Origin of the sequence: Pelagibius sp. Alg239-R121, from assembly GCF_947331435.1 — a bacterium.
Taxonomy (GTDB): Bacteria; Pseudomonadota; Alphaproteobacteria; order Kiloniellales; family Kiloniellaceae; genus Denitrobaculum.
This window is the reverse complement of record NZ_CAMZOF010000005.1, coordinates 178,149-204,019: the sequence shown is the minus strand read 5'-3', so window position 1 is coordinate 204,019 and position 25,871 is coordinate 178,149. Positions and strand designations below refer to the sequence as shown.

The 25,871-nt window shown below is 57.4% G+C and carries 22 protein-coding genes and 2 riboswitches; of the genes, 16 read left to right on the top strand and 6 right to left on the bottom strand.

The window, feature by feature from the left end:
* The first annotated feature begins 68 nt into the window (after positions 1–68).
* The 9 genes from smc to QMZ18_RS17275 all read left to right on the top strand — a co-directional run bounded on the left by smc (position 69) and on the right by QMZ18_RS17275 (position 10,404).
* On the top strand, positions 69–3,533 hold the full coding sequence (gene smc, locus QMZ18_RS17315; RefSeq protein WP_282607583.1) for a chromosome segregation protein SMC: 3,465 nt from the start codon (positions 69–71) through the stop codon (positions 3,531–3,533).
* Between the two features lie 153 nt (positions 3,534–3,686).
* A complete protein-coding gene (locus tag QMZ18_RS17310; protein ID WP_282607582.1) occupies positions 3,687–4,040 on the top strand; it encodes an AtpZ/AtpI family protein in 354 nt (117 codons plus the stop codon).
* Between the two features lie 12 nt (positions 4,041–4,052).
* On the top strand, positions 4,053–4,796 hold the full coding sequence (locus QMZ18_RS17305) for a F0F1 ATP synthase subunit A (RefSeq protein ID WP_282607581.1): 744 nt from the start codon (positions 4,053–4,055) through the stop codon (positions 4,794–4,796).
* Between the two features lie 85 nt (positions 4,797–4,881).
* Complete coding sequence (locus tag QMZ18_RS17300; RefSeq protein WP_282607580.1) at positions 4,882–5,106, top strand: F0F1 ATP synthase subunit C; 225 nt, start codon at positions 4,882–4,884, stop codon at positions 5,104–5,106.
* A gap of 114 nt (positions 5,107–5,220) precedes the next feature.
* Positions 5,221–5,712 carry a F0F1 ATP synthase subunit B' gene (locus QMZ18_RS17295; protein WP_282607579.1) on the top strand — a complete coding sequence of 164 codons (492 nt, stop codon included), beginning with the start codon at positions 5,221–5,223 and terminating at the stop codon, positions 5,710–5,712.
* Positions 5,712–6,194, top strand: a complete 483-nt coding sequence (locus QMZ18_RS17290) for an ATP F0F1 synthase subunit B (RefSeq protein ID WP_282607578.1) — start codon at positions 5,712–5,714, stop codon at positions 6,192–6,194. Before QMZ18_RS17295 ends, QMZ18_RS17290 begins: the two co-directional genes overlap by 1 nt.
* Before the next feature lie 415 nt (positions 6,195–6,609).
* Entirely contained in the window at positions 6,610–8,049 is a 1,440-nt protein-coding gene (locus QMZ18_RS17285) for a Do family serine endopeptidase (RefSeq protein ID WP_282607577.1), read from the top strand.
* A gap of 250 nt (positions 8,050–8,299) precedes the next feature.
* Positions 8,300–8,977 (top strand): winged helix-turn-helix domain-containing protein, encoded by a 678-nt coding sequence (locus tag QMZ18_RS17280; RefSeq protein WP_282607576.1) that lies wholly within the window; start codon positions 8,300–8,302, stop codon positions 8,975–8,977.
* Between the two features lie 5 nt (positions 8,978–8,982).
* Positions 8,983–10,404, top strand: a complete 1,422-nt coding sequence (locus QMZ18_RS17275; RefSeq protein ID WP_282607575.1) for a sensor histidine kinase KdpD — start codon at positions 8,983–8,985, stop codon at positions 10,402–10,404.
* An 84-nt stretch (positions 10,405–10,488) separates the two neighbouring features.
* Here QMZ18_RS17275 and QMZ18_RS17270 read toward each other — a convergent pair whose 3' ends face one another.
* Positions 10,489–11,367, bottom strand: a complete 879-nt coding sequence (locus QMZ18_RS17270) for a LysR family transcriptional regulator (protein WP_282607574.1) — start codon at positions 11,365–11,367, stop codon at positions 10,489–10,491.
* Between the two features lie 207 nt (positions 11,368–11,574).
* Here QMZ18_RS17270 and QMZ18_RS17265 point away from each other — a divergent pair, with 207 nt between their 5' ends.
* The 5 genes from QMZ18_RS17265 to QMZ18_RS17245 all read left to right on the top strand — a co-directional run bounded on the left by QMZ18_RS17265 (position 11,575) and on the right by QMZ18_RS17245 (position 17,724).
* Positions 11,575–12,045, top strand: coding sequence for a hypothetical protein (locus QMZ18_RS17265; protein ID WP_282607573.1), 471 nt, complete (start codon positions 11,575–11,577; stop codon positions 12,043–12,045).
* Between the two features lie 54 nt (positions 12,046–12,099).
* Positions 12,100–13,530 (top strand): NAD(P)/FAD-dependent oxidoreductase, encoded by a 1,431-nt coding sequence (locus QMZ18_RS17260; RefSeq protein ID WP_282607572.1) that lies wholly within the window; start codon positions 12,100–12,102, stop codon positions 13,528–13,530.
* Positions 13,531–13,586: 56 nt separating this feature from the next.
* Positions 13,587–14,330 (top strand): TVP38/TMEM64 family protein, encoded by a 744-nt coding sequence (locus QMZ18_RS17255; RefSeq protein ID WP_282607571.1) that lies wholly within the window; start codon positions 13,587–13,589, stop codon positions 14,328–14,330.
* 119 nt (positions 14,331–14,449) lie between these two features.
* A complete protein-coding gene (locus QMZ18_RS17250) occupies positions 14,450–15,199 on the top strand; it encodes an SDR family NAD(P)-dependent oxidoreductase (protein WP_282607570.1) in 750 nt (249 codons plus the stop codon).
* Between the two features lie 539 nt (positions 15,200–15,738).
* Positions 15,739–17,724, top strand: a complete 1,986-nt coding sequence (locus tag QMZ18_RS17245) for a hypothetical protein (protein WP_282607569.1) — start codon at positions 15,739–15,741, stop codon at positions 17,722–17,724.
* 81 nt (positions 17,725–17,805) lie between these two features.
* Here QMZ18_RS17245 and gcvP read toward each other — a convergent pair whose 3' ends face one another.
* The 5 genes from gcvP to QMZ18_RS17220 form a co-directional block, all read right to left on the bottom strand.
* Positions 17,806–20,700, bottom strand: a complete 2,895-nt coding sequence (gene gcvP / locus QMZ18_RS17240; protein WP_282607568.1) for an aminomethyl-transferring glycine dehydrogenase — start codon at positions 20,698–20,700, stop codon at positions 17,806–17,808.
* Between the two features lie 165 nt (positions 20,701–20,865).
* On the bottom strand, positions 20,866–21,243 hold the full coding sequence (gcvH, locus tag QMZ18_RS17235) for a glycine cleavage system protein GcvH (RefSeq protein WP_282607567.1): 378 nt from the start codon (positions 21,241–21,243) through the stop codon (positions 20,866–20,868).
* Positions 21,244–21,277: 34 nt separating this feature from the next.
* Positions 21,278–22,393 carry a glycine cleavage system aminomethyltransferase GcvT gene (gene gcvT / locus QMZ18_RS17230; RefSeq protein ID WP_282607566.1) on the bottom strand — a complete coding sequence of 372 codons (1,116 nt, stop codon included), beginning with the start codon at positions 22,391–22,393 and terminating at the stop codon, positions 21,278–21,280.
* Between the two features lie 54 nt (positions 22,394–22,447).
* Positions 22,448–22,576, bottom strand: a riboswitch (glycine riboswitch).
* Positions 22,577–22,678, bottom strand: a riboswitch (glycine riboswitch). It lies immediately after the preceding riboswitch.
* 221 nt (positions 22,679–22,899) lie between these two features.
* Positions 22,900–23,505: a hypothetical protein gene (locus QMZ18_RS17225; protein ID WP_282607565.1), complete on the bottom strand. Its 606-nt coding sequence runs from the start codon at positions 23,503–23,505 to the stop codon at positions 22,900–22,902.
* A complete protein-coding gene (locus QMZ18_RS17220; protein ID WP_282607564.1) occupies positions 23,465–23,704 on the bottom strand; it encodes a CDGSH iron-sulfur domain-containing protein in 240 nt (79 codons plus the stop codon). The genes QMZ18_RS17225 and QMZ18_RS17220 overlap by 41 nt, the downstream gene beginning before the upstream one ends.
* 205 nt (positions 23,705–23,909) lie before the next feature.
* On the opposite strand from QMZ18_RS17220, the gene ispH reads away from it, so the two are divergent.
* Together ispH and QMZ18_RS17210 are read left to right on the top strand one after the other, a co-directional pair.
* Positions 23,910–24,872 carry a 4-hydroxy-3-methylbut-2-enyl diphosphate reductase gene (ispH, locus tag QMZ18_RS17215; protein ID WP_282607563.1) on the top strand — a complete coding sequence of 321 codons (963 nt, stop codon included), beginning with the start codon at positions 23,910–23,912 and terminating at the stop codon, positions 24,870–24,872.
* A gap of 12 nt (positions 24,873–24,884) precedes the next feature.
* Complete coding sequence (locus tag QMZ18_RS17210; RefSeq protein WP_282607562.1) at positions 24,885–25,850, top strand: homoserine kinase; 966 nt, start codon at positions 24,885–24,887, stop codon at positions 25,848–25,850.
* Positions 25,851–25,871: the final 21 nt, after the last annotated feature.

Genomic DNA, 25,871 nt, shown 5'->3' with positions numbered 1-25,871 from the left:
GTCTGAAAGGGTGCGGGCGGACAAACCGGTCCGCTTCGCACCAGCGAGTTCGGGGGAATAATCCGGGCGTGGTGCAATTTAAGAAGCTCCACCTGAGCGGTTTTAAATCGTTTGTCGATCCGACCGATCTGTTGATCGAGCGCGGAATGACGGGAGTCGTGGGCCCGAACGGCTGCGGCAAGTCGAATCTTGTCGAAGCCTTGCGCTGGGTCATGGGCGAGACCTCAGCCAAGAAAATGCGCGGCAGCGAGATGGACGATGTCATCTTTGCCGGCTCTGCAACACGCCCTGCCCGCAATGTCGCCGAAGTTTGTCTGTCGCTGAACAACCAGGACCGTAAAGCTCCAGCGATGTTCAATGACTCCGACGAATTGGAAGTCATCCGGCGCATCACCCGAGGTGGCGGCTCAAACTACAAAGTTAACGGCAAAGACGTTCGCGCCCGTGACGTCCAATTGCTCTTTGCCGATGCCGCCAGCGGCGCACACTCTACGGCGCTGGTCAGTCAGGGCCGGGTTGGCGAGATCATCAATGCCAAGCCAACCAACCGCCGGGCAATCCTGGAGGAAGCTGCAGGCATTACCGGGCTGCACTCGCGGCGGCACGAAGCGGAATTGCGCCTAAAGGCCGCTGAAACCAATCTCGAACGCCTTGACGATGTCATCGTTACGCTGGAAGCCCAGCTTGCCAGCCTAAAAAAGCAAGCGCGCCAAGCCTCACGTTATCGCAACATTGCCGATCACATAAGGCGGAACGAAGCGATTCTCTTCCATCTGGATGCAAAGTCCGCACGCCAGGAAGTCGAAGATAGTAAAACCAAACTTCGAGCCTGCGAGCTTGCGGTCGGCCATGCCACCCAAAAAACAGCAGCCCTTTCAAGTGCTCAGGTCGATGTCGTTGCCGCAATGCCAAAATTGCGCCAGGATGAAGCAGAGGCCGCGGCCGCTCTCCAACGTCTCCTGGTCGATCGTGAGAATCTTGACCGCGAGGTGAACCAGGCGAAGAACGCCAAGGCCGAAGCCGAACAACGGCTACAGCAACTGGAAGCGGACCGGGAGCGGGCAGCGTCCCTGGATCGCGATGCCGCCGCCGCACAAGATCGTCTGGAGCAGGAGCGCAGTGAACTGCTTGCTGCCGCCGAAGGCGAGAAAGACGCGCACAAGAACGCCGAGAAACAGCGCAATGCGACCGCTGAACAGGTAGCGGCAAGCGAACAGGTCCTGGGTGACCTTTCTCAACGGGTCGCCGGCGACGAGGCCAACGCGACGGCGCTAAAGCGGACCATCGCCGATCTGACCAGCCGCTACGAACGCGTTAAACAGCAGGCCGAAAGCATCGCAAAGCAACGCGATAGCCTGCAGGTGGCTCGTGAAGCCGATAATGAACTCAGTATCGCCGAAGCAACCCTGGCTGAAGCTGAAGAGCTGATGAAAAGTTGCCGCGCCGATGCTGAGGCGTGCGAACAGCGGCTCGCAGCAGCCAGATCTGCCGAATCGACGGCGCGGGAAGCCTACCAAGGCAAAGAAAATCTGCGCACCAAGCTGGATGCCGAGATGGCAGCCCTGTCGGCCGTGCTTTCGGTCGATGGCGACGAAGGCCGCGTGCCTGTCGTCGACAAAATTTCAGTGGCAACAGGTTACGAGAAGGCTTTTGGCGCCTCTTTGGGCGATGACCTATCCGCCTCGACCGATCAGGATGCGGCCGTGCATTGGGCTGAGCTGCCGCCTCTGAGCGAGCCCCCCAAACTGCCTCAAGGCGTCGAACCTCTGCTCTCCAAAGTTACCAATCCTGGGCCCCTGGCGCGCCGTCTCACCCAAATTGGCGTGGTCGAAAATGCCGCGGACGGCGAAAAACGTCAGCGGAACCTTGCCGTGGGCCAACGCCTGGTCACCGCTGAAGGCGATCTCTGGCGCTGGGATGGCCTGATCATCAAAGCGGACGCCCCAAGCGCAGCTGCGATCCGTCTGGAACAGCGTAACCGGCTCAAGGTACTCAAGTCCGGCTATGACGAAGCGGTGCAGGCCAGCGAAGCAGCAAAGCTCCAACACCGTGATACCCGTGAGGTCCTGGAGCGAGAACAGACAGGCGAGCGCGAGGCCCGCAAGGCGTTAAACGCCTCCTTCAACAGCGTCAATCTTGCCCGGACCCGCCAGGCGGATCTGGCTAAGAAATCGGCGACGGTTACTTCGCGGCTTGCAGCGTTGGATGAGTCGGCTGGCCGTATAGAGGGCGACCTTAAGGACGCCACTGATGCTCTCGCGTCCGCACAAAGCGACCAGAAAGCCCTGCCGGACCTCGAAACCGAGCGCTCAAAACTGTCGGAACTGCGTGCGGATCTGGCGGAAAAGCGCGCGCGCCTGGCCGAGCAGCATTCCCTGGTCGAGCGCTTACTGCGTGAGGCGGAAGCCCGCGCCCAGCGGCTGCTTTCAATCGAGAACGAGAAGAAAACCTGGATTCGCAGGGCTGAAGAATCAGGTGTGCATATCGCCGACCTCGCACAACGACACCAGCGCGCGCAGCAGGAGATCGAAGTCTGGGCGGCCAAGCCGGTTGAGCTTGAAGGCAAGCGCGACGCCCTAGTCAACTTGATCGAAAAGGCGGAGGAAAAACGCAAAGCGGCGGCGGACATCCTCGCCAAAGGCGAAACCCGTCAGGCAGAGGCTGACAGGATCCTTAAAGAAGCTGAGCAGTCCCTGGCCGGCGCCAGAGAGGACCGGGTACGGGCCGAATCGGCAGTCGCGCAAGCCAATCTCGGGTTGGAAACAATCATCGAACGGACCCGCGAACGCCTTGGCTGCGGTCTGGATGAAGTTCTGGAGATTGCGGAACTCGATCCCAGCCAGGACCTGCCGGCACGTGACGACATCGAAAACAAGCTGAGCCGTTTGAGCCGGGAACGCGAAAACATAGGTCCAGTGAACCTGCGCGCCGAAGCAGAAGCCCGTGAATTGGACGAGCAGATCGTTGGGATGCAGAACGAGCGCAACGATCTGATTGCCGCCATTGCGCGCCTGCGACAGGGCATCGCGAGCCTCAACAAAGAAGGCCGCGAACGCCTTCTGGCGGCCTTTGAGGTCGTCGACGCCCACTTTTCCGAACTCTTCGTACGCCTGTTCGGCGGTGGCCGGGCACATCTGAAGCTGACCGAAGCCGATGACCCGCTTCAGGCCGGCCTCGAGATCATGGCCAGCCCGCCCGGCAAGCGTCTTCAGATCATGTCTCTGCTTTCCGGCGGGGAACAGGCATTGACCGCATTATCTCTTCTTTTTGCGGTCTTTTTGACGAATCCCGCCCCAATCTGTGTCCTCGATGAGGTCGATGCCCCGCTGGACGATGCCAACGTCGACCGCTTTTGTTCGCTGGTTGAGGAACTTACCCAGAACTCCTCTACACGTTTCCTGGTCATTTCCCACCACCGGATGACCATGGCCCGAGTCGACCGTCTATTCGGCGTTACGATGAGTGAGCGTGGAATCAGTCAACTGGTTTCCGTCGATCTCGAAGCCGCCGAAGGCTTTCGAGAGACTGCTTAATCAGCCCCACACAGGCCAACAATATCATTATAATTCAACATGTTATCCCCTCAGGGATTCATCCTTGACAGCCCCCAAGAGCAAACCGTATGTTTCGCGCGCCTTTCGGGGTGCAGCACAGGCTGGCGATGGCGGTTTACAAGGCGCCTGCGAATGACAGAGCCCGACGATCGATCGTCATTGAAGCAACTGGATGAGCGACTCAAGGCCGCGCGTTCACGTCACGACCGGAGCCGGGGAAACGATAGTACCGGCAAGGGCGCGACGAGCAACATAGGCGTTGGTTTCAGGATCGCGGTCGAGTTGATTGCAGCCCTGGCAGTTGGTGTCGGAATCGGGATCGCTCTCGATAGCTGGCTGGGTACGAAACCTTGGATGTTGATCACCTTCTTCATCCTGGGTTGTGGCGCGGGTTTTACGAATTTGATTCGTGTCGCGCGGGAACTTGATAGGAAAACGCGTCTTGCCAAACAGTCCAAGGACCTCGGCAAGGGGCATGAGGGGTAGAGGGGAGCAGTCGTGGCGGCAGGCGAAAAGCACAGCCCGGTCGATCAGTTTAAAGTCACGTCGCTGAGCGGAGAACCGACCAGCTTCGGTGGCATTGACGTTTCTTTCACAAACTCTTCCGCAGCAATGCTGGTCACAGTATTGACCATCACTTTGTTCCTGGTCTTCTCCATGCGCGGCCGCGCGCTGATCCCAGGTCGCTGGCAGAGCTGCGCCGAAATCTGCTACGAAATTGTCGCCAATATGCTGCGCGACAACGTTGGATCCGAAGGACGGAAGTACTTCCCCTTCGTGTTCACAATTTTCATGTTCGTCCTGTTCGGCAACTTTATCGGTCTGATTCCAGGATCCTTCACCTTCACCAGCCATATCATTGTGACCTTCATCATGGCGGCGGTGATTTTCGTTGGAGTTACCGTCATCGGCTTTGCGCGCCACGGACTCGGCTACTTCCGGATGTTCTTTCCGCATGGCGCACCGGCCTGGACGGCTGTTATTTTGGTGCCGATCGAGCTGGTTTCCTATCTTTCGCGCCCGGTCAGCCTGTCTGTCCGGTTGTTCGCGAACATGGTTGTCGGCCATGTGCTCTTAAAGGTTATCGCCGGTTTCGTTATCGCGCTCGGTTTCTTCGGCATCGTGCCGCTGGCTTTCCTGGTCGGCATCACTGCTCTGGAGTTCCTGGTGGCTGCGCTGCAAGCCTATATCTTCACTATCCTCACCTGTATCTACCTGCACGACGCCATTCATATGCACTAGGCGCGGCTGGTAGATCTCACAAGTCGTCACGGTTAATTCAAACCAATTTAATCCAACCTCATTCAGCGTTTAAGGGAGCTGGAACATGGAAGCGGAAGCTGCAAAACTAATCGGTGCCGGTCTGGCCACCATGGGTATGATCGGTGCCGGTGTCGGTGTCGGTAACGTCTGGGCCAACTACTTCTCGGCCATTGCCCGTAACCCAGCCGCCAAGGACGAAATCGGCGCCAGCATCTGGATCGGCTTTGCCGTGACAGAAGCTATCGCTCTGTTCTCGCTTCTTGTCGCACTTATGGTGCTGTTCGGTTAAGGCGAATTGGGGCTCGTCGGACGCTTCCTCCGGGAAGCTTCCAACGCCCCTGGCGCCCGTAACTTGAGGCGCATTCGTTTTATCCATCACCAGGTAGTCAGGGCGCGTTGATCCATGCCCCAATTTGATCCGTCTTCATTTTCAAGCCAGGCTTTCTGGCTGATTGTGATGTTCGTCGTTCTTTACCTGCTTATGTCCAAAATCGCCTTACCGCGTATCGCTGAGGTGTTGGAGGAACGGCAGGACAAGATCGACGACGACTTGGCCAAAGCCGAAAAGCTCAAAACCGAAGCGGAGCAGGTTCTGGCCGAGTACGAGAAGGCAATCGCCGATGCGCGGTCTTCTGCTACCGCTGCTTTGAAGGAAGCCGCCGCTGAAATGGCGGCCGAAGCTGCTAAGCGGGAAGAGGCTTTCGGTGTCGAACTTGCCGGCAAAATCTCCGAAGCTGAGGGGCGTATCGCCACGGCGCGTAATGAGGCCTTGCAGAATTTGACTGTAGTCGCCACCGAGGTGACGGCAGCTGCAACGGACCGCTTAATCGGCGCCAAGCTGGATGATGCGACCGTGCGCAAAGCTGTCGACGACGCCATGGGAGATCCCAGCTGATGTTCGAAAGCGAAGTCTTTTGGGTAGCGGTTGCGACCGTTATCTTCCTAGCACTGGCCTACAAGATGGGCTGGAAATCGGCAATGGACGGCCTGGATGCCCGCGGAAACAAGATCCGCAAGGACATCGAAGACGCCCAGACACTGCGCGAGGAAGCTCAAAAAACCCTGGCCGAGTACAAGCGCAAACAGCGCGATGCCCTAGCCGAAGCTGAAGAGATCATCGAGCACGCCAAAACGGAATCCCTGCGTCTCCGGGTACAGGCTCAGGCCGACCTTGAAGCGTCTCTGGTCCGCCGCGAGCAGCTTGCCATGGAAAAGATCGCGCAAGCTGAGGCTTCAGCCATGGCTGAAGTTCGCGACAAGGCAGTCGACGTTGCCGTTGCGGCAACCGAGCAGTTGTTGCGGTCCAATCTCGATGCTGCACAGTCCGGGGCGATTATGGATCGTGCAATCGGTGAGCTTTCGGAAAAGCTGCACTGAACAAACCAACGTCGATCTAGTTATTAAAAAGCCCCCGGCCGATCGGTCGGGGGCTTTTTCTTTTTAAGCGGAATTCTGGCGATCCGAGCCTTTGCCCTGTTGGTTTACCGCGCGTTTCTTTCAACCTTACGAAAATTTAATCTACACGACAGGCGATGGTAACGCCGCCTGCCTACTTGCTGAACATAAGACAATTCGAGGCGCTTCATCCCCTGACAGTGCGCGATCGGCCTTGACGGAAACAGTCAAGAACGTGAATCGCCCTCTGTCAAATTGAGAAAGAGCCTGCAGCAAGAAGGGAAACCAGATGATCTATAGTGCGAAAACGAGGCTGAATAACCACTACTCAATTCCTCCCACCCGGTACAGTCATGCTCGGAAAGCTATCACTGCTGGCGCCGTGACGGCTGTTCTAATGACATCCGCAAGCATTGCATATGCGCGCCCCGCGCCGGAAAGCTTCGCCGATCTCGTCGAAGAGGTTTCACCGGCCGTCGTCAACATTGCAACCATAACTGAACGCGACACCGGCACGAAGGGGTCTTCACCGGAGGGGCGTAACTTCCAGTCTCCCTTTCCGGAAGGCCATCCCTTCAACGACTTCTTCGAAAAGTTTACGGAACCGCGCCAATTCGGGAACCGGTCAGGCCCAAATCATCCCCAAGCACCAAGCCGGAAGGTATCAGGTGCCGGATCCGGATTCATCATCGACGCCGAAGGTTACGTGGTCACGAACAGCCATGTCGTGAACGAAGCCGACAAGATCAAAATAACACTGCGCGATGGGCAGAGTTATGACGCCGAACTGATCGGCGAGGACCCAACGACGGATTTGGCATTGCTGAAAATCGAGACCGACACCGCCCTGCCCTTCGTAGAATTTGGAAATTCGGATACGGCAAGAGTCGGTGATTGGGTCTTGACTGTCGGCAATCCCTTTGGCCTCGGAGGTTCGGTGACAGCCGGGATCATCTCTGCGCGTGGTCGTGACCTGCCGGGCGGGACATTGATCGACTTTCTCCAGCTCGACGCACCGATCAATCCCGGCAATTCAGGGGGGCCGGCCTTTAATTCCAACTCCAAGGTTATCGGGGTGAATACGGCAATCTTTTCGCCCAACGGCGGTAATGTGGGGATTGGTTTTGCCATTCCCGCCAAACTTGCGGCAGCGGTCATCGATGATCTGCGCGACGACGGTAAGGTCGATCGAAGCTGGCTTGGGGTTCGCATCCAGGGTGTAACCGAAGATATCGCGAAAGGTTTCGGGCTCGAAAACAGCAGCGGCGCACTGGTCGCGGCAGTGGAAGATGGCAGCCCGGCAGCGTCAGCCGACTTGCAGCGTGGCGACATCATCCTGCAATGGGGCGATACGACAATCGGCTCGGTGAACGACCTGCCCCGCGCCGTCGCCTTCACGCCGGTTGGAAAGACTCTTGAAATCAAGGTTTGGCGCGAGAAGGAAATCGAAATTCTGTCCGTCACGACGGCAGCACCGGCCGAGCGTGAGGCACTCGCTTCAGCTGAAAAGACGAAACCTGAAAACAGGCAGCATAAGTTCGAGGACACCGGCATTACGCTGAGCGACCTGACGCCTGATCTGCGGACCCGTTTTCATGTGGATGAAGAAGCCGCAGGTGTTCTGGTCATCGAAGTCGAAGCAGGAAGCGAAGCCGAGGAGAAAGGTGTCCAGCCTGGAGACGTGATCCTCAGTGTCGGATTGGATCCTGTTGCATCTGTGGAAGAACTGGCTTCCGAAATTCAGAGTCTTCAAGACGAAAAGGTCACGGTCGTTACTCTCGGTGTGCAGCGAAACGATCAGGAAAGTTTCGTGGCCTTGAAGCTCAGCGCTGCCTAAAACACGCCATTCTCGAAGATACCCCACCCCGGCAAACGTGAATACCCCGCCCCCGCCGGGGTGAGGTCGGCGGGTCCGATACGACATCCCCTCCGAATCGGACCCGCCTCCTTTTTTTGCCTCGCTTGGGCAGCCGGTGTGAAGCCCGCCTCCAACATGCAAGACTTGTTATCCAGGGTTAATGTACAAAGCTATAAAGAGCGACCGTGGCACCAGGCTTTCTATCGAAGACCAGAAAACGTGAAGAACCATGCGCATTTTGATAATTGAAGATGATGGCCAGACCTCCGCTTACGTCTCCAAGGGATTGACGGAGTGCGGTTATCTCGTCGATATCGCAAGCAACGGCAAAGAAGGGCTGGTCCGCGCGGTCAGCGAAGACTATGACCTGGCCATCATCGACCGCATGTTGCCGGAATTGGATGGCCTCTCAATCGTCGAAACACTGCGCCGGGCGAACAAGGACACGCCAATCATCTTTCTTAGTGCCCTGGGCGGCGTGAGCGACCGGGTGAAGGGACTGCGCAGCGGCGGTGACGATTATCTCGTAAAACCCTTTGCTTTCTCGGAACTACTCGCGCGGGTCGAAGCTCTTCTCCGGCGTCCGGCCAGCCGGGCTGTCGAGACGAACCTGCGTGTCGCCGATCTAGAGATGAACCTACTGGCCCGCCAGATCACCCGCTGCGGGCAAACGATCGAGCTCCAACCCCGTGAATTCAGGCTGCTCGAATATCTGATGCGTCACGCCGGACAGGTTGTGACCAGGACTATGTTGCTCGAGAACGTGTGGGATTATCTTTTCGACCCGCAAACCAATGTCATCGATGTGCACATAAGCCGCCTGCGGCAAAAGATCGACAAAAATTTCGAACCGGCTTTGCTGCATACCGTGCGCGGCGCCGGCTACTCACTGCGCGGGCCGGATTGACGGCCGTGGCCAATACCCGCCCGACGGCAAGCTCTCATAACCGTAGGCTGTTTCACTCGCGGATCTTCCGCCTCGCCCTGATCTACCTCTGCCTCTTTACTGCGTCGGTGCTTGGCCTCCTGGGTTTCATCTATTGGTCGGCGACCGAATCTGTCACACGCCAGATCGACAGCACTATTGACGCTGAAATCACTGGTCTGGCAGAGCAGTACAATCAGCGTGGCCTAGTCGGTTTGATCCAGGCAATCGAACGCCGTGCCGGCAAAGCCGGCGAAACACGCGGACTCTACATCCTTGCCGACAAGGCTTTCGAGCCACTAGCCGGCAATCTTTCCCGCTGGCCCGACGAACTGCCGGATCAGGAAGGCTGGGTAACCTTTCGGCTCGAATATCCCGACGATGATGGCGGCAGCGCAAATTTCGGTCGGGCCAGAGTCTTCGACCTGGGCAAGGGAATTCACTTGTTGGTCGGTCACGATATTCAGGAGCGAAGCCGTATCGCGTCCTCAATTCGTGGCACACTGATCTGGAGCGTCGTTGTCACAATCGGAGTATCGCTTGTCGGCGGAATTCTGATGAGCCGCTCGCTCCTGCGGCAGATCGATACCATCAACGAGACCAGCCGCGAAATCATGGCCGGCGACATGAGCCGGCGTATTCCAATCGGTAAGCGGGGCGACGAAATCGACGAAGTTGCGGGCAATCTGAACGCTATGCTGGATCAGATTGAGCGCCTGTTGGCAGGTATGAGTGAGATCTCCGACAACATTGCCCACGATCTTCGCACACCCATTTCCCGGCTGCGGACAGGCCTTGAATCCGCCTTGATCGGCCAGCCTGATCCGGAAGGTTACCGTGAAGCCGTGCGCAAAGCGATCGAGGAAGCGGACAACATCTTAAAGACTTTCAATGCCCTACTGAGTATCGCACAGGCCGAGGCAGGAGCGACCGAGGCGCAGTTTGAAAGTGTCGATCTCGACGCCCTGTTGCAGGATGTCAGCGAACTTTACGAACCGCTGGCCGAGGAACAGGATATCAAACTCAAACTGGATCTCGCACAGAGCGCCAGGCTCGACGGCGACCGAAATCTGTTGTTCCAGGCAGTCGCGAACCTGGTCGACAATGCCTTGAAGTTCTCGCCGAAAAACAGCGTCGTAACCATTTCCCTGCTGGGCGGATTGGAGGACAATCAAAAACCGGATATTAGCAAGATCGTCGTTGCCGATCAGGGTCCAGGCATTCCCGATCAATCCGACCGCAAACGGGTGCTGGAGCGCTTTCACCGCCTTGAGGCCAGCCGCAGTACGCCCGGGAACGGTCTCGGCCTGAGTTTGGTTGCAGCGGTTGCCAAGCTCCACGGTGGGACATTGGAGTTGGACGATAACGCACCGGGGCTGCGGGCCACCCTCTCCTTACCTCAATCCTGAGGGCGCAGTGGAACCAGCTGTGTCGCGGGACGATGTAGTATCTGGCTTTGGCATCACGCTCACGTCGTCCGGAGCGATCGCTCCTTACCCGCCGGGCCAGACGTGGCGCAGGGCCAGGCGCGTCATGATATCTAACGCCGGCGAATGCCGCCGTCCGGCGACAGTGACCAGCGATATGGTCCGCGAAACCGACGGCTCACTGACCGGACGCATGGCAATACCCGGCATGGTCGGCAGGAATTCGGGCATGACGCAGCAGCCGAGCCGGGCCAACACCATTGCCTGAATCCAATCTTCACGCTCGGAGGAATAGCGCACGTTGACCTCGTGCTCTCGCTTTTCGTCAAGGGCGTTGAAGTGGTCCGAAAACTCGCAATGGACGCGCACCAGATAGTCTTCCTGATCCAGCTCCCTGAGCGGGATACTGTCCATCTGCTCAAAGCGGTGACCTTTGCCGAAGGCGATGGTGTAGCGTTCGGAATAGAGCGGCATGACACGCAGCCGGTCAGGAAGATCCGGCAGGCCGATCAGGCCGATGTCCAGGTCACCCTCCAAGAGCGATTCGACGAGCTGACGGCCCGCCGCTTCCCGGATATTGAGATCTAATGAAGGTACTTCGGCGCGCAGCTGGCTTATAAAACCGACCATTTGCGAGGGGCCGATGGTGGACATCACGCCGAGATTGACCGTGGTCCTCTCGCTCAACTTATAATCCCCGGCATCGGCCTTAGCGGCCTCCGTTGCCGTATAGATGGTCTCCAAATGCGGTTTCATCAGCTGCCCCAGATCCGTCAGCTGAGTCTGATTGCGTTCGCGGCGAAAGAGCTCACCGCCCAGTTCGTCCTCCAGTTTCTTAATTGCTTTGGTCAGTGACGGCTGGGCAACGCTGCAGGCTTCCGCGGCGCGCGTGAAGTTCTGTGCCTCGCAAATCGCGAGAAAATAGCGCACCTGATGCATTTCCATAGCCAATGCCTCACGAAAATAGGCCGAGTCCTCACAGGATCGTGAAAATTTGTGCAATTTCAAGACGTTTTATAGCCGCCAGCTATGAATCATATAGCTGATCGATATTTCAAACAGCGGCCACAGCCCCTTATCTCAATCCTGTCACTGAAAGACAGTGTGAAAAACGAACGGCGCTCATCGCGCAGAATTTTGGAGACTTGAAGCATGTCCAAGAGCTTTTTCGCAGGTTCCCTTCTCGCCGCCGGCATGATGGCCACCGCCGCCATAGCGCCCTCCCAGGCCGCCGGCGATGCGCAGATTATCGAGTTGACGCAGACCGCTTGCCAATTCGTAGAGGTCGAAGGCAAGGATCACGGCTACAGCTCCAACAGCAAAGCGGATTGCAACGAAATCAACGACAGGACCGGAGATGCGCGTCTGGCAAACTCCGAGATCCTGAAACTCAAGCCCGGAAAATATATCTTCCGCGTCAAGAACGAGAACGTCCCCTATGCGCTCGGCTTCTGGGTGCGCGGTGACGGCCTTCTCAATCGCGCCACACTGCCAAGCGTTTCGGGTGGCGGGCTGACAACTGGTACGACCAAGGATTACGAAATCACGCTGAAGGCCGGCGAGTACGTCTTCTCCTGCCCTCTGAATCCGACCCCCGATTACAAACTGGTCGTCGAAGGTTAAGCGCGCGCGACCAACGCTGACGCGAGAACAACGCATCGATTAGGAGACGTTGAAATGTCCAAGAAACAGGTAATCAAAGCCGATATCGCAATCATCGGTGCAGGCTCCGGCGGGCTGAGCGTCGCGGCAGGCGCCACACAGATGGGCGCGAAGGTCGTGTTGATCGAAAAAGGCAAGATGGGTGGTGATTGCCTGAACTACGGCTGCGTTCCGTCCAAGGCAATGATCGCCGCCGGAGAAGCTGCCGAGACGGTACGAACATCCGGAAAGTTCGGCGTCAACGGGCATGAGCCGGAGATCGATTTCGCAAAGGTCACGGCCCACGTTCACGATGTCATCGGCGGCATCGCCCCCCATGATTCGGTCGAGCGCTTTGAGGGCTTGGGCGTCAAGGTTATTCAGGCGGCCGGCCGCTTCATCAGTAAGAACGAGATCGAAGCAGGCGATTACGTCATCAAGGCACGGCGCTTCGTCGTCTCCACTGGGTCGTCGGCCTTCGTACCGCCAATCCCTGGCATTAACGATGTTCCCTTTCTCACCAATGAGACGGTCTTCAATCTCACGGATCGTCCGGAACACCTGATCGTCGTTGGAGGTGGTCCGATCGGTATCGAAATGGCCCAGGCTCATCGCCGGCTCGGCGCCAAGGTCACCGTTGTCGAAGGTCTTTCCATCATGGGCAACGACGATCCTGAGGCCGTTGAGGTCGTGCGCGAACGCCTGATCGCGGAGGGAATAGAGCTTCGCGAACAAGCGAAGGTGGAAAGCGTAATCAGCGAAGGCAATGGCGTCTCCGTTCTGGTCAGCCACGAAGGCAAGAGCCAGCGTGTCGACGGATCGCACCTTCTGCTCGCCGTCGGGCGCCGTCCCAATGTCGCCAACCTCGGGCTGGAAGAAGCGGATATCGATTATTCGCCACGCGGCATTGAGGTCGACAAGCGGTTACGGACATCCAATAAACGCGTTTTCGCAATCGGCGACGTCGCAGGCAGCTACCAGTTCACTCATATGGCCGGATATCACGCCGGTATCGTCATCCGAAATGCCATGTTCAACTTACCGTCCAAGGTGGACGAAAAGGCTGTGCCCTGGGTGACCTACACCGACCCGGAGCTGGCACATGTCGGTCTGAGCGAAGCCGCTGCGATGGAACAGGGCGTTGAGTTCAAGGCCGTCAAATTCGGTTTCGACGAAAACGACCGGGCACGGGCCGAACGCGCGACAGAAGGTTTCATCAAGGCCGTCATCGGCAAGAAAGGCAAAATCCTGGGTGCCACCATCGTGGGACGGCACGCTGGTGAATTGATCCTGCCTTGGGTGCTTGCGGTCCAAAAAGGCCTGAAGGCTTCCGACATGGCCGGGATCATCGCACCCTACCCGACTCTCGGCGAAGTCTCCAAACGCGTAGCTGGCGCCTACTACACGCCCGCTTTGTTCTCCGACCGCACCAAGACGGTAGTCGGCCTGATTCAACGGTTACCGTGATCGCCTGAAACACAGACGACGACACATAGCCAAACAAAGACAACAAGGAACAAAAAATGAGTAGCACGACGGTCAACGATCCACGCCGCGGTTTTGTGCAAAAGGCGCGCCGCTTAGCGCCGATTGCCGTAATCCTCGCTGCCATCTTCGGGGCCTTTGCACTGGGTCTCGACGACTACCTCAGCTTCGAGGCGCTTCGTGACAATCGCGAAATCTTGATGGCCTTTACCGCAGACAACGTGATCGCCGCCGTCGCCATCTTCATCGGCATCTACGCTGTGTCGACGGCGCTGTCTCTGCCGGGCGGTGCGGTTCTAAGCATCGCCGGTGGTTTCCTTTTCGGCAGTTTTCTGGGCACGCTTTGGGTCGTACTCGGCGCAACGATCGGTGCGGTCGGAATCTTTCTCGCGGCGCGAACCGCGCTGGGCGATATTTTAAAAGCCAAGGCCGGACCCTGGCTGATGAAAATGGAGGCCGGTTTCCAGGAAAACGCTCTCAGTTATCTGCTGGTTCTTCGCCTTGTGCCCTTATTTCCCTTCGTCGTGGTGAACCTCGTGCCGGCCTTTTTGGGCGTTAGTCTTCGGACCTTTACCCTCGCAACCTTCATCGGGATTATTCCAGGTTCCTTCGTCTTTGCTTCGATCGGCGCCGGTCTGGGCAGCGTTTTCGATCGAGGCGACAGTTTTTCACCAACCGGCATCCTGACACCGGAGGTCATCGTGGCCCTCTTGGGACTGTCGGTTCTGTCACTGGTCCCCGTGGTCTACAAAAGAATCAAAACCAGCCGGAAAGCGTCTTAGAAGCAAAGCCTTCTCTAGGTCCTTTTCACAGATTACCCCTTGGTTTTGATGGGCCCCGCCATAGTTTCTCTGGCGGGGCCCTTAATTCATCCAAAGGGTCCGCAACGTCACGGCGGAACATGATCAGTATTCAATCTTTCGATGGCCCTTTGAACGTTGCAGTTATCGGCGCTTCAGGTGGTATCGGCAGCGCGGTCGTCTCGGCCCTGGAAGACGCGACAAATGTCGCGCGCATCTTCGCGTTTTCCCGGCAGATTCGGAACTACGGTAACGCGTCGAAAGTCACAGCGGGTCAGCTTGACCTTCTTCGCGAAGAAAGTATCTCGAACGCAGCCAAAAGCCTTAAGAGTTCCGCGCCGTTGCATTTGGTTTTCCTTGCGAGCGGACTGCTTCATCAAAGCACAGAGATGCAACCTGAGAAGACGTGGAACAACCTTGATCCCACAGCAATGGAGCACGCTTTCAAAATCAACAGCATCGGTCCCGCGCTCGTGGCAAAACACTTCCTGCCTTTGCTCGCGAAGAACCAAAAATCGGTCTTCGCAGCACTCTCGGCGCGGGTGGGAAGTATCTCGGATAATGGACTGGGAGGCTGGTACAGCTACCGCGCATCAAAATCAGCCCTCAATATGCTCCTAAAGACCTTCGCTATCGAGCTGGCCCGCCAGAATGCCTCGGCTCTCTGTGTCGGCCTGCACCCTGGAACCGTCGATACGCGACTTTCAAAACCCTTTCAGCGCGGCGTGCCTCCGGGAAAGCTCTTCACGCCTGCCGAATCCGCCGCATACTTACTCAGCGTCATTGGTGAACTTGGACCAGAGGATAGCGGTAAAGTGTTCGCCTGGGATGGTTCTGAAGTTCCAGCGTAAAGATCGATTTCGAATTACGATTCATTCGAAATAATTCAATAAATTCAATTACTTTAACTGGTATTTCCTAATTTCGCAGGCACTGCTTCCCTTCCGCTCTGCAGAATTGTATTGAATTTCATTTTATTTATAAGTATACGTATGATTAACTTCTCGGTGATAGCCCGAACGTAATTGAGAGTCAGGCAGACGCTCTGGTTTGGAGCAATGGGAACATCCGGCGTTGAAGCGAACGCGGATTAGATGCTCTCGTTTTCTTAAAGCAAGTCAGGTTGCCTGCGACTCATTTTTCGACGTAGTGCAGCTTGATCCATAGCGTAGCCACAGGTCATTTCAATTCTCGGATATGACAAGGTGATCGCAACAAACCCATTCGAAATGACAGGCAGTCGCTGCGTTTTACACATAGTCGGCGTGCAACGTTCGTTATTCGATCATCAATCGGTTTCGACGAAGAAATCGTGATCCTTCATCCGGATTACGCACGACTTCGCAACGGCTCTGCTTTGCCCCGAAACCCTGATTCAAGGAGTGCAATCATGCCAGAAGATACCGTCTTGGAAGACGTCGTCCAGACCTCCGCCGCCCTCGAAAAGATCGCAGAAGACGAGGTCGCCTTTCAACTCCTCGTCCAATCCTTCCGTGCGCAAGATCACGAGGGTTTCAGAAAGCTGCTGGACCGCTTCGGAATCCTCGACCGCTGCAGCCTGGTCTGCAAGTGGCTTTGTTCCAAGCACTGCGCGCTCATCTGTCTCGAGCTCTGCGGGCCTCCGCCCAAAGAGCCGCCACAGCTGGATCTGCGCGAATTCGGTGAAATCATCACAAAGATCACATCCGACAAAGACGTTCTGGAACGCCTTGCCGGCGCCGTGATCGAGCGCGACGAAATTTCCTTCCGCAAGCTTATCGAAAAGCTGGGTTACGAACGCTATTGCTATTACATCTGTCACTGGATCTGCTCGGTCCGCTGCGACCTGGTATGCCGGATCCTCTGCAATCCGGATCGGCCCATCTACATCATCGGCTGTATGCATCTCGTACCGGCCCTGCAACAGGCCGGACGGGCGATCGCGCGCCTGATCGCCAACCGCGAAGCCGTGGCGGCTGTAGAAAAGGCCGTTCTCGCCCGCGACTGCGACAGCGTCCGCATCATTCTGGAGCGTGCCGGTCTTCAGGGTGTGTGTCACTGGATCTGCCTTTGGATCTGCACCTGGCGTTGCGTCCGCATCTGTTTCCGCTTCTGTCGGCCTTTCCCGCATGTTGAGATCAAGGATGTGAACCCTGAGATCCACGCTTTTGCACAGGCGGTCGTAAAACTGCGCAGCCGGCCGAAACTGCTGGCCAGCTTGGTTGCCGCCGTCGAAAAGGAAGACGAGGAGAGTTACGCTAAGCTCGTAAAGCAGCTTGGCCTTGAGATCTTCTGCCATCAGCTTTGCTACTGGCTCTGTGCCCTGGTCTGCCGGCGTTTCTGTCTCTGCGTCTGCCCGCCACCCCTGCCGCGGCCATGGTTCACCCACGTTGGGCACTTCCATATCTACGGTGACATCGATGCCGGCAACGGCCTCACTAACAAGGCGGTGCTCGGCCACGGTGGCCCGGACTACGGTTTTCACAATTGCCTCGAGCTGCGTGGTTTCTGTCCTGCGGAATCACCAACGGCACCTGGTGTCCAGATGCGTTACCGCTTCCTTTACGAGCGCAACGGCACCCGTACACCGCTGGTCGGCAGTTTGTTGTGTTCGGTGATCGTCGGCAGCCGGACAATTTTCTGGGACGTCAACGGCACCGGGTTGGAAGAGACCTTCCAGACCGTGATGATTTCGGGATCCGGTGCGACCGTAGATCCGACCCCGCCACCGGCCGTACCGCCGGGCACACCTTGGGGACCACCGCCGACTCACGTTGTCGTACCTGACGCGGACGGCTGGATCGAAGTCGACCCGGCAGCTCTCGGAGATGGATTTAACGGGGCCCTGATCGGTTTCCGGACCAACACGGCCTTCCCTGACGGTAACCCGGTACCGGGCGTTGCGGCTGGTACTCAGGTTCCCGCTGCAAATCTCAAGAACGGTGTCGATGTGGCAATCGTCTTCGAGGCAACACGCGTCGGCGGACCGATATCACCGCCGGATTACAGCAACGAGCTCAGCCGTATCCACATCAACAATTGGAACGAGGTAACGCTGCTCGACCTGTTGCAGTTCCATAGCGGCGGTGGCGATGCCTGCTCACCGCTGTTCAGCGATCTGGACATCGAGTACACCACGGACCACGAAATGATGGCTGCCTGGAGCTTAGGTATCACCACGGCAGCACCCGTGGTCATCCCGCCACTTCCGAGCGGCACGGATACAAGGGGCGGCGGTGTTAACACGGCCTTCGGTACCCATCACGAGGATATCTCGAGTTGGCCGAGCTGTTCCTACACGGTGACACTCTCGACGCGGCGTGCTTTGACGACCGGGTTGACTGACGACGACACCGATACGATCAGAAAGACCTTCTGCATAGGCGCCAGAGGCTGATAAAGCTTCAGTGCAACGAAAGGGCCCGCCGGATCTGATCCGGCGGGCCCTAGTTTTTTCTTGTCGCTCGTTTTTTGAAGCCTATTCGGCAGCGTCGCGGTAACTCTCGATCGACGGACAGGCGCAGGCAAGGTTACGGTCGCCATAGACGTTGTCGACCCGGCCCACCGGCGGCCAATACTTGGTGGTACGAAGCGACTCGACCGGGTAGACCGCCGTTTCACGGCTGTAAGCCCGGTTCCATTCGCCTGATACAAGATCTTCGGCCGTATGAGGGGCGTGCGCCAGCGCACTGTCCTCATGAGCCACTTTACCGCTTTCGATCTCGGCAATCTCTGCACGGATTGCCAGCATCGCGTCGCAGAATCGATCGACCTCATGCTTCGATTCCGATTCCGTCGGCTCGATCATGAGCGTCCCCGCAACCGGGAACGACATTGTCGGTGCATGGAAGCCGTAATCGATCAGGCGCTTGGCCACGTCGTCGACGGTGACTCCGGTCTGATCCTTGATGGGGCGCAGATCGACGATGCACTCATGAGCAACCATGCCGTTGGCACCCTTGTAGAGAACCGGGAAATGTTCACCCAGGCGTTTCGCCATGTAGTTCGCACTGAGAATAGCGGCTTCAGTGGCTTTGCGAAGACCGTTGGCGCCCATCAGCGCAATGTAGGCCCAGGAAATCGGCAAGATCCCGGCCGAGCCCCAAGGCGCCGCAGAGACCGCGCCAACACCTTCGGCCGGCCCTGCTTCCGCCACCAGCGAATGGTTCGGCAAGAATGGCGCAAGATGCGCACCGACACCGATCGGGCCGACACCCGGACCGCCACCGCCATGCGGGATACAGAAGGTCTTGTGAAGATTGAGATGGGAAACATCGGATCCGAACTTACCCGGCTTCGCGACACCCACCATGGCGTTGAGATTGGCGCCGTCCAGGTAAACCTGTCCACCGTTGTCATGAATGATCTCGCAGATCTCGGTGATACGAGCTTCGAACACGCCATGGGTCGAAGGATAAGTCACCATCAATGCTGCAAGGCGCTCTGAATGCTCCTCGGCCCGGGCTCTCAGATCCTCGACATCGACATTGCCGTCACTGTCGCAGTTGGTGACAATCACCTTCATGCCTGCCATGGCCGCGCTAGCCGGATTGGTGCCGTGGGCCGACGACGGGATCAGGCAGATGTCACGCTGGGGATCGCCACGGCTTTCGTGGTACTTTTTGATCGCCAGAAGACCCGAGTATTCACCCTGGGAGCCTGCGTTCGGTTGCAGAGAAACCGCATCGTAACCAGTGATTTCAGCGAGCATATCCTCGAGCTCTTTAATCAGCTCGAGATACCCGGTCGCCTGATCCATCGGCACGAACGGATGGATGGCTCCAAACTCCGGCCAGGTGATGGGGATCATCTCGGTGGTGGCGTTGAGCTTCATGGTGCAGGAGCCAAGCGGGATCATGGCGCGGTCAAGCGCAATGTCCTTGTCCGCCAACAGCCGCAGATATCGCAGCATCTCGGTTTCGGCTTGATAGCGGTTGAACACCTCATGGGTCAGGATCGCTGAAGTGCGCCGAAGTTCGGCTGGCAGGGCATCCGGGGTCCCGCCGTCGAGACTGGCAACGCTCGGCCCATCCTCTCCTGCGCCGAAAACCCGCCAGAGAGTCGCCACGTCGACGGCAGACGTGGTCTCATCCAACGAGATGCCAAGCGTGTCGCCATCGACTTCACGCAGATTGATTGCATTCTGACGGGCCTGCGCCGCAATCTCTGCAGCACGCCCTGGAACCTTCAGGGTGATCGTGTCAAAGAAGTGCTTCGTCACCACTTCAACACCGATCTGACCAAGACCTGCGGCCAGAATCGCGGTCAAGCGATGGACGCGCTTTGCAATCGTCTTCAGGCCTTCCGGGCCATGATAGACCGCGTACATGCCGGCAATTACCGCAAGCAGCACCTGCGCAGTGCAGATGTTACTCGTCGCCTTTTCACGGCGGATATGCTGTTCACGGGTCTGCAGTGCGAGCCGAAGTGCCGGCCGGCCACTCGAATCGACTGAAACACCGACAAGGCGACCCGGCACTGAGCGTTTGTGTTTGTCACGCACCGCCATGTAACCGGCGTGCGGTCCGCCGAAACCAAGCGGTACGCCGAAGCGCTGCGAGGTTCCGACCACGACGTCGGCACCCAATTCGCCGGGTGGTGTCAGCAAGGTCAGGCTGAGCAGGTCCGCAGAGACGGCAACCATCGCGCCGCGCGACTGAAAATCGGCGATGATGGAGCGATCGTCATGAACCTCGCCGGAACTTCCCGGATACTGCAATAGCACTGCGAAAACGTCGGCATCGCGATCAGCACCACGCGGATCGCCGACTACAACCTCAATCTCCAAAGCCGAAGAACGGGTTCGGATGACATCGATTGTCTGCGGATGACAGTCGGAGTCGACCAGGAAGCGCTTGCTTTTACTCTTCCCAACCCGTTGGCAGAAGGTCATGGCCTCTGCTGCGGCCGTCGCCTCATCGAGCAATGAAGAATTTGCAAGCTCCATGCCCGTCAGATCCGCGATCATGGTCTGAAAGTTTAGAATGGCCTCCAGCCTGCCCTGCGAAATCTCTGCCTGGTAGGGCGTATAGGCGGTGTACCAGGCCGGATTTTCCAGAACGTTGCGCAAAATCACCGTTGGCGTGTGGCAATTGTGATAACCCATTCCGATCAAGGACTTATAGACCTTGTTCTTATCGGCGATCTCCCGAATGCGCGCGAGCACTGCGGTTTCCGTCTGACTTTGGCTCAAAGCCAGCGGCGCGTCGCTCCTAATCGTATCGGGAGCCGCCTGCCGGATCAGGTCGTCCAGTGATTCGATACCCAAATAAGTCAGCATCTCAGCGATCTGGGCGTCGTCAGGCCCGATATGCCGTCGAAGGAAGTCGTCCTGCTGCTCTAATTCGCCGAGCGAAGTTACCGCATCAGCCATGTGCTTATATCCTCTATCGTCTTGTTAACGACATGCCACCGATCAGCCGATCTGGCCGGACCTCCCAAGGTCAACGGCGCCGATGCGATCGGGATGGAACCCGCCGGGTGACGGCCGGTCAATCGGCCGCGCTCCCGGTTGTCTGTTCAGTTTTTACGACTATTGCTACGACTGGGATTCAACGAAAGCCTTGTAGGCTGCTTCGTCCATCAGTTCGTCCAGCTGCCCCGCATTGGTGATCTTCATCTTGAAGAACCAGCCTTCGCCCTCTGGATCGCTGTTGACCGCCGCCGGATCATCGGCCAGTCCGCCATTGCTTTCGACAACCTCACCATCGATCGGAGCATACAATTCGCTCGCTGCCTTGACCGATTCGACGACAGCCACTTCGCCACCCTTTTCGACGGCGGTGCCAGCCTCCGGCACCTCGACATAGACAACATCACCGAGCTGCTGTTGGGCAAAGGTGGTAATGCCAACTGTTGCGACGTCCCCCTCGATACGTACCCATTCGTGGTCGTCGCTGAACTTAACTTCACTCATTGATCTATTCCCCTTTTTAAAACGATCCGCAAAACTATCCGCGGTAAAAGCTGTGCGCCACAATCGGCATTTTCACGACTTCGCACGGTCGCGGTTTACCCCGCACCATGGCTTGGACAACTGTTCCAGCCGGTGCAAAGGCGGTCTCCAGGTAACCCATGGCCACTGGTCCTCCTGCGGTCGGACCAAAGCCTCCTGAAGTAATTTTTCCGATAACACGACCGCTGTCATCGGTCAGTTCCGTCCCCTCCCGGCAAGGCGCACGCCCTTCCGGCAATATGCCTACGCGTTTGCGGGACACACCGTCGGCAAGTTGGCCATGAATGACTTCGGCGCCCGGGAAACCGCCTTCGGCTCGCCTGCGCTTTTGGATCGCCCAGGTCAGGCCGGCTTCAATGGGGCTCGTCGTCGCGTCGATATCGTTACCGTAGAGACAAAGACCGGCCTCCAGGCGCAACGAATCGCGGGCGCCCAGGCCGGAAACCGAAACGGCGTCGTGTTCCAGCAACTTTCTGGCAAAGGCCTCCGCCTGATCAGATGCCATGGCGATTTCGTAACCGTCTTCACCACTGTAACCCGAACGGCTGACCCGGCAGTCCACGCCGGCAAGCGTCATGTCAATTGTCGACATAAAGGACATGGTGGTTGCCTCAGATGCCCATTGACCGAGCACCTCCGCGGATTTCGGCCCCTGTAGAGCCAGCAGGGAGAGGCCGTCCAGGATCTCGAGCTTAACGTCGCCTTTCAAGCCGGCGCGAAGATGCGCAATATCTGCGTCCTTACAGGCGGCATTGATAACCAGGATCAGGCAATCCTCGGCCTGTGTAATCATCAGGTCGTCTAAAATGCCGCCGGTTTCGTTGGTGAAAAAGCTGTAGCGCGTGTTGCCGACGGCGAGATTCGTAATGTCGGTCGGTACCAGCGCCTCAAGCGCAGCTATGCGGTCAGCACCGGTCAAGCGGACCTGGCCCATATGTGAAACATCGAACAAGGCCGCAGACTCTCGAGCCTGCTGATGCTCAACGATGATGCCGCGGTTTTCATACTGCACAGGCAAGGCATAGCCGGCGAAAGGCACCATCTTTCCGCCAAGCTCAACATGAAGCGCATAAAGCGCGGTTTTCTTAATTTCGGAGTCTTGATCTGTCACGGATCGGTCCTTCAACATGGGGCCACAGTCCATATCCGCCAATAACCGGCAGCTATGGCCCCCTCTGTCTTAGAACCTGAGAGATTCACCACGTCATAGGTCGCAATCATTGGACACTATGTCGTAGTTTACTCCTTCGGTGCAGCACGGTCGTCGGAACGACAGACTGCTTTCCAGAGTTACCTTCCCTTAGCGGTCCGCTGTGCCTGAGAGTTTCCGGGGCGGTTGCTCCTTCGGCGTCGATACCATCATCTGGGACGGTTCGAACTCTCCCGCTAGGGATAATCGGTCAATGCTTTGTCCGGCATAGCACCGGTCATTACCTCACCTTCAACCTAGCGGCTTTATTCGGAATGTCAACTCAGCGCGAAACACTAAGCCGTGACTAATTGGAAGCTGCATCTACGCTCGCCTTCAACCACTTTAAAACAAAGGAGAATTAGCGTTGTCAAGCGCGGCGCGCTTGCCGGTCGCAGCAGCTCTTCGCCAAACCTGTCCAATCGGTTTTAACGATTTTGCCGATTGTATTGCAGCTCTTCCGGAGTCAGCCGAATGCCGATATAGACGAGATAGTCTTCTCCGTCGCGGCCGGGCCGCAATGGAATATTGGGGAAAACCTCTTCAAGGGCGGCCACCCGGGTCCGGTTTCCTTCGAAAGGAATCGTCAGTTCGAACTCCTCCCGCGCCAAAATTTCGCGGTCGCGCGTCGCAACGGCGACGAAGTAGCGAAAGGATGCCGCCCGTTCCCGGTCCGCCGGGCCGCGCGCGACGATGAAACGGATCCCGAGCGCACTCTCGATCAGATCGTCATCATACTCACAGACAAGCTGGGCCTCATCGACATCGAGCTCGAAGAGAACGTCGGTCAAATCACGGCCGTTGCCCTGGAACTTGACCAACCGGTCGGCGTCCTTGAGCACCACAGCCGCAGGACAGACCGGCGGCAATTCATCATCAGTCGCGCAGGCTGCAAGCAGAAACGGCAACAGCGCCAAGGCCGAAATCCGAAGCAAACCCGCAACACGCAGGGCCGAAAAATTCAAATGCATGGAGTCAATCAGACCAGCTGGATCAAAGATCGTTGTGAGTGCCGTCGCAAAACGGCTTGCCATCCGTTGCCTTGCAGCCACAGAAGAACACGTTGTCCGCCTTTTCCGCCTTAAACTTAACGGGTGTGATATCGGTTCCGGAATGCGAACCATCACAAAAGGGCTGTTTTTTGCTCAATCCGCAAGCGCACCAAAAATATGTACGGCCGGCCTCTACGGTGACTTCGTAGGGCGCTTTTTGTGCGGGAACGGGGTCAGTCATGAAATTTCCTCTCGGATAGTCACTTCGCGAAACAGCATTCGTCGGAATCCGGACAGTTTTCGGGGAGTCCACCTGAAATCTTTCTGGACTTTAGGGAACCGCTGGGACAAGTACAAGGGTATGGGCGATGTTCTACCTGTACTCCCCGTCCGGTGAGTTTGCGGGACAAGGAACCGGCCCGGCCCGACGAATGTGTAGATCAAAAATGACGAAGCGAGCGGCACTCGATATCCTATTGGCCAACCCCCGCGGTTTTTGCGCCGGAGTGGACCGTGCGATCGACATCGTCGAGCGCGCCATCGAGAAGTACGGCGCGCCGGTTTACGTGCGACATGAAATCGTTCACAACCGCTATGTCGTTGAAACACTTGAGTCTCAAGGCGCCGTTTTCGTGGAAGAACTTGACGAAGTCCCAGAGGACGTCCCCGTCATCTTCTCCGCCCACGGCGTCCCCAAGGAGGTCCCGGCGGAAGCACAGCGACGCAACATGATCTACGTTGACGCCACCTGCCCGCTGGTCAGTAAAGTACACCGCGAGGCCGAGACACATCAAAGGGCCGGGCGACAGATTATCCTGATCGGGCATGCAGGGCACCCCGAGGTGATCGGGACCATGGGGCAGCTCCCCGAAGGGTCGATGCTGCTGGTTGAAAGGCTCGAGGACGTAGCTGCACTTGAGGTTCAAGATCCCGAGAACCTGGCCTACATCACGCAGACCACGCTTTCCGTCGACGATACAGCAGAAATCGTGACCTCGCTGCGGCAGCATTTTCCTAAGATCGAGGGTCCCCGGAAAGAGGATATCTGCTACGCCACCACCAACCGGCAGCAGGCCGTCAAGGCAATCGCTCAAAGCTGCGACGCTCTTCTGGTCGTCGGTGCGCCGAACTCGTCGAATTCGCGCCGCCTTGTCGAAGTCGCCTTCAATCATGGCTGCGAACGGGCTGCGCTGGTCCAACGCGCCGAAGACATCGACTGGGCGCAGTTAAGCGATGTGAAACGCCTGGGAATTACAGCCGGAGCGTCGGCACCGGAAGTCCTGGTTGATGAAGTCATTCAGGCCATCGAGGCGCGTTTCGAAGTCTCGATCGAAGAGGTTTCTGTGACCGAGGAAGATGTTATCTTCAAGGTCCCCAGATCACTTCTCGATCCCGCCGAAACAGTCTGATCCGGATCCTCAATGGCTGTTTACACCGAAGTTTCGGACGAAGACCTGGAAGCTTTTCTTGCGGAGTACGATCTCGGCGAAATGCTCTCGCTGAAAGGCATCGCGGAAGGCGTCGAGAATTCCAATTTCCTGCTGCACACAACAACCGGCAGCTACATTCTGACGCTCTATGAGAAACGTGTTGATCCAAAAGATCTCCCCTACTTCATTGGCTTGATGGAGCATCTCTGCGAACAGGGCGTCGACTGTCCCCTCCCCATTCATGGCAAGGACGGAGAGAGTCTGCGCAGGCTATGCGACCGGCCGGCAGCTATCATTTCCTTTCTCGAAGGCATGTCGCCACGCCGGATTCAGCCCTATCATTGCCGTGCACTCGGGGGTGGTCTGGCACGCATGCATCTGGCAAGTGCCAGCTTCGAAATGGCACGCCCGAACACCTTGTCGGTTTCATCCTGGCGCCCCCTTTTCGATCTGAGCAAGGAGCGCGCGCACGAAGTTCATCCGGGTCTCGCCGAAGAACTGGAACGGGAGCTGGAACACCTGGAGGCGAACTGGCCCGGCGATCTTCCGGCCGGAGTTATCCATGCCGACCTTTTCACCGATAATGTCTTTTTTCTGGGTGAAGATCTCTCGGGTGTCATTGACTTCTATTTCGCCTGTAACGATGCCTTTGCCTATGACCTGGCCATCTGCCTAAATGCCTGGTGCTTCGAGCCTGATACTAGTTTCAACATCACCAAAGCCCAGTTGATGCTAAAGAGCTATCGCGAACTTCGGCCCTGCACCAAGGCTGAGGTAGACGCTCTGCCGATCCTTGCGCGCGGCAGTGCCATGCGGTTTTTGCTCACCCGCCTCTACGACTGGCTAAACCATCCGGAAGGCGCGTTCGTTAAGCCGAAGGATCCAATGGAATACTGGAAAAAGCTTCAGTTTCACCAACGGGTCAACGGTCCGGGCGCCTACGGTATCGACCTGTAACCCAAACCCAAGGTTTGAAAC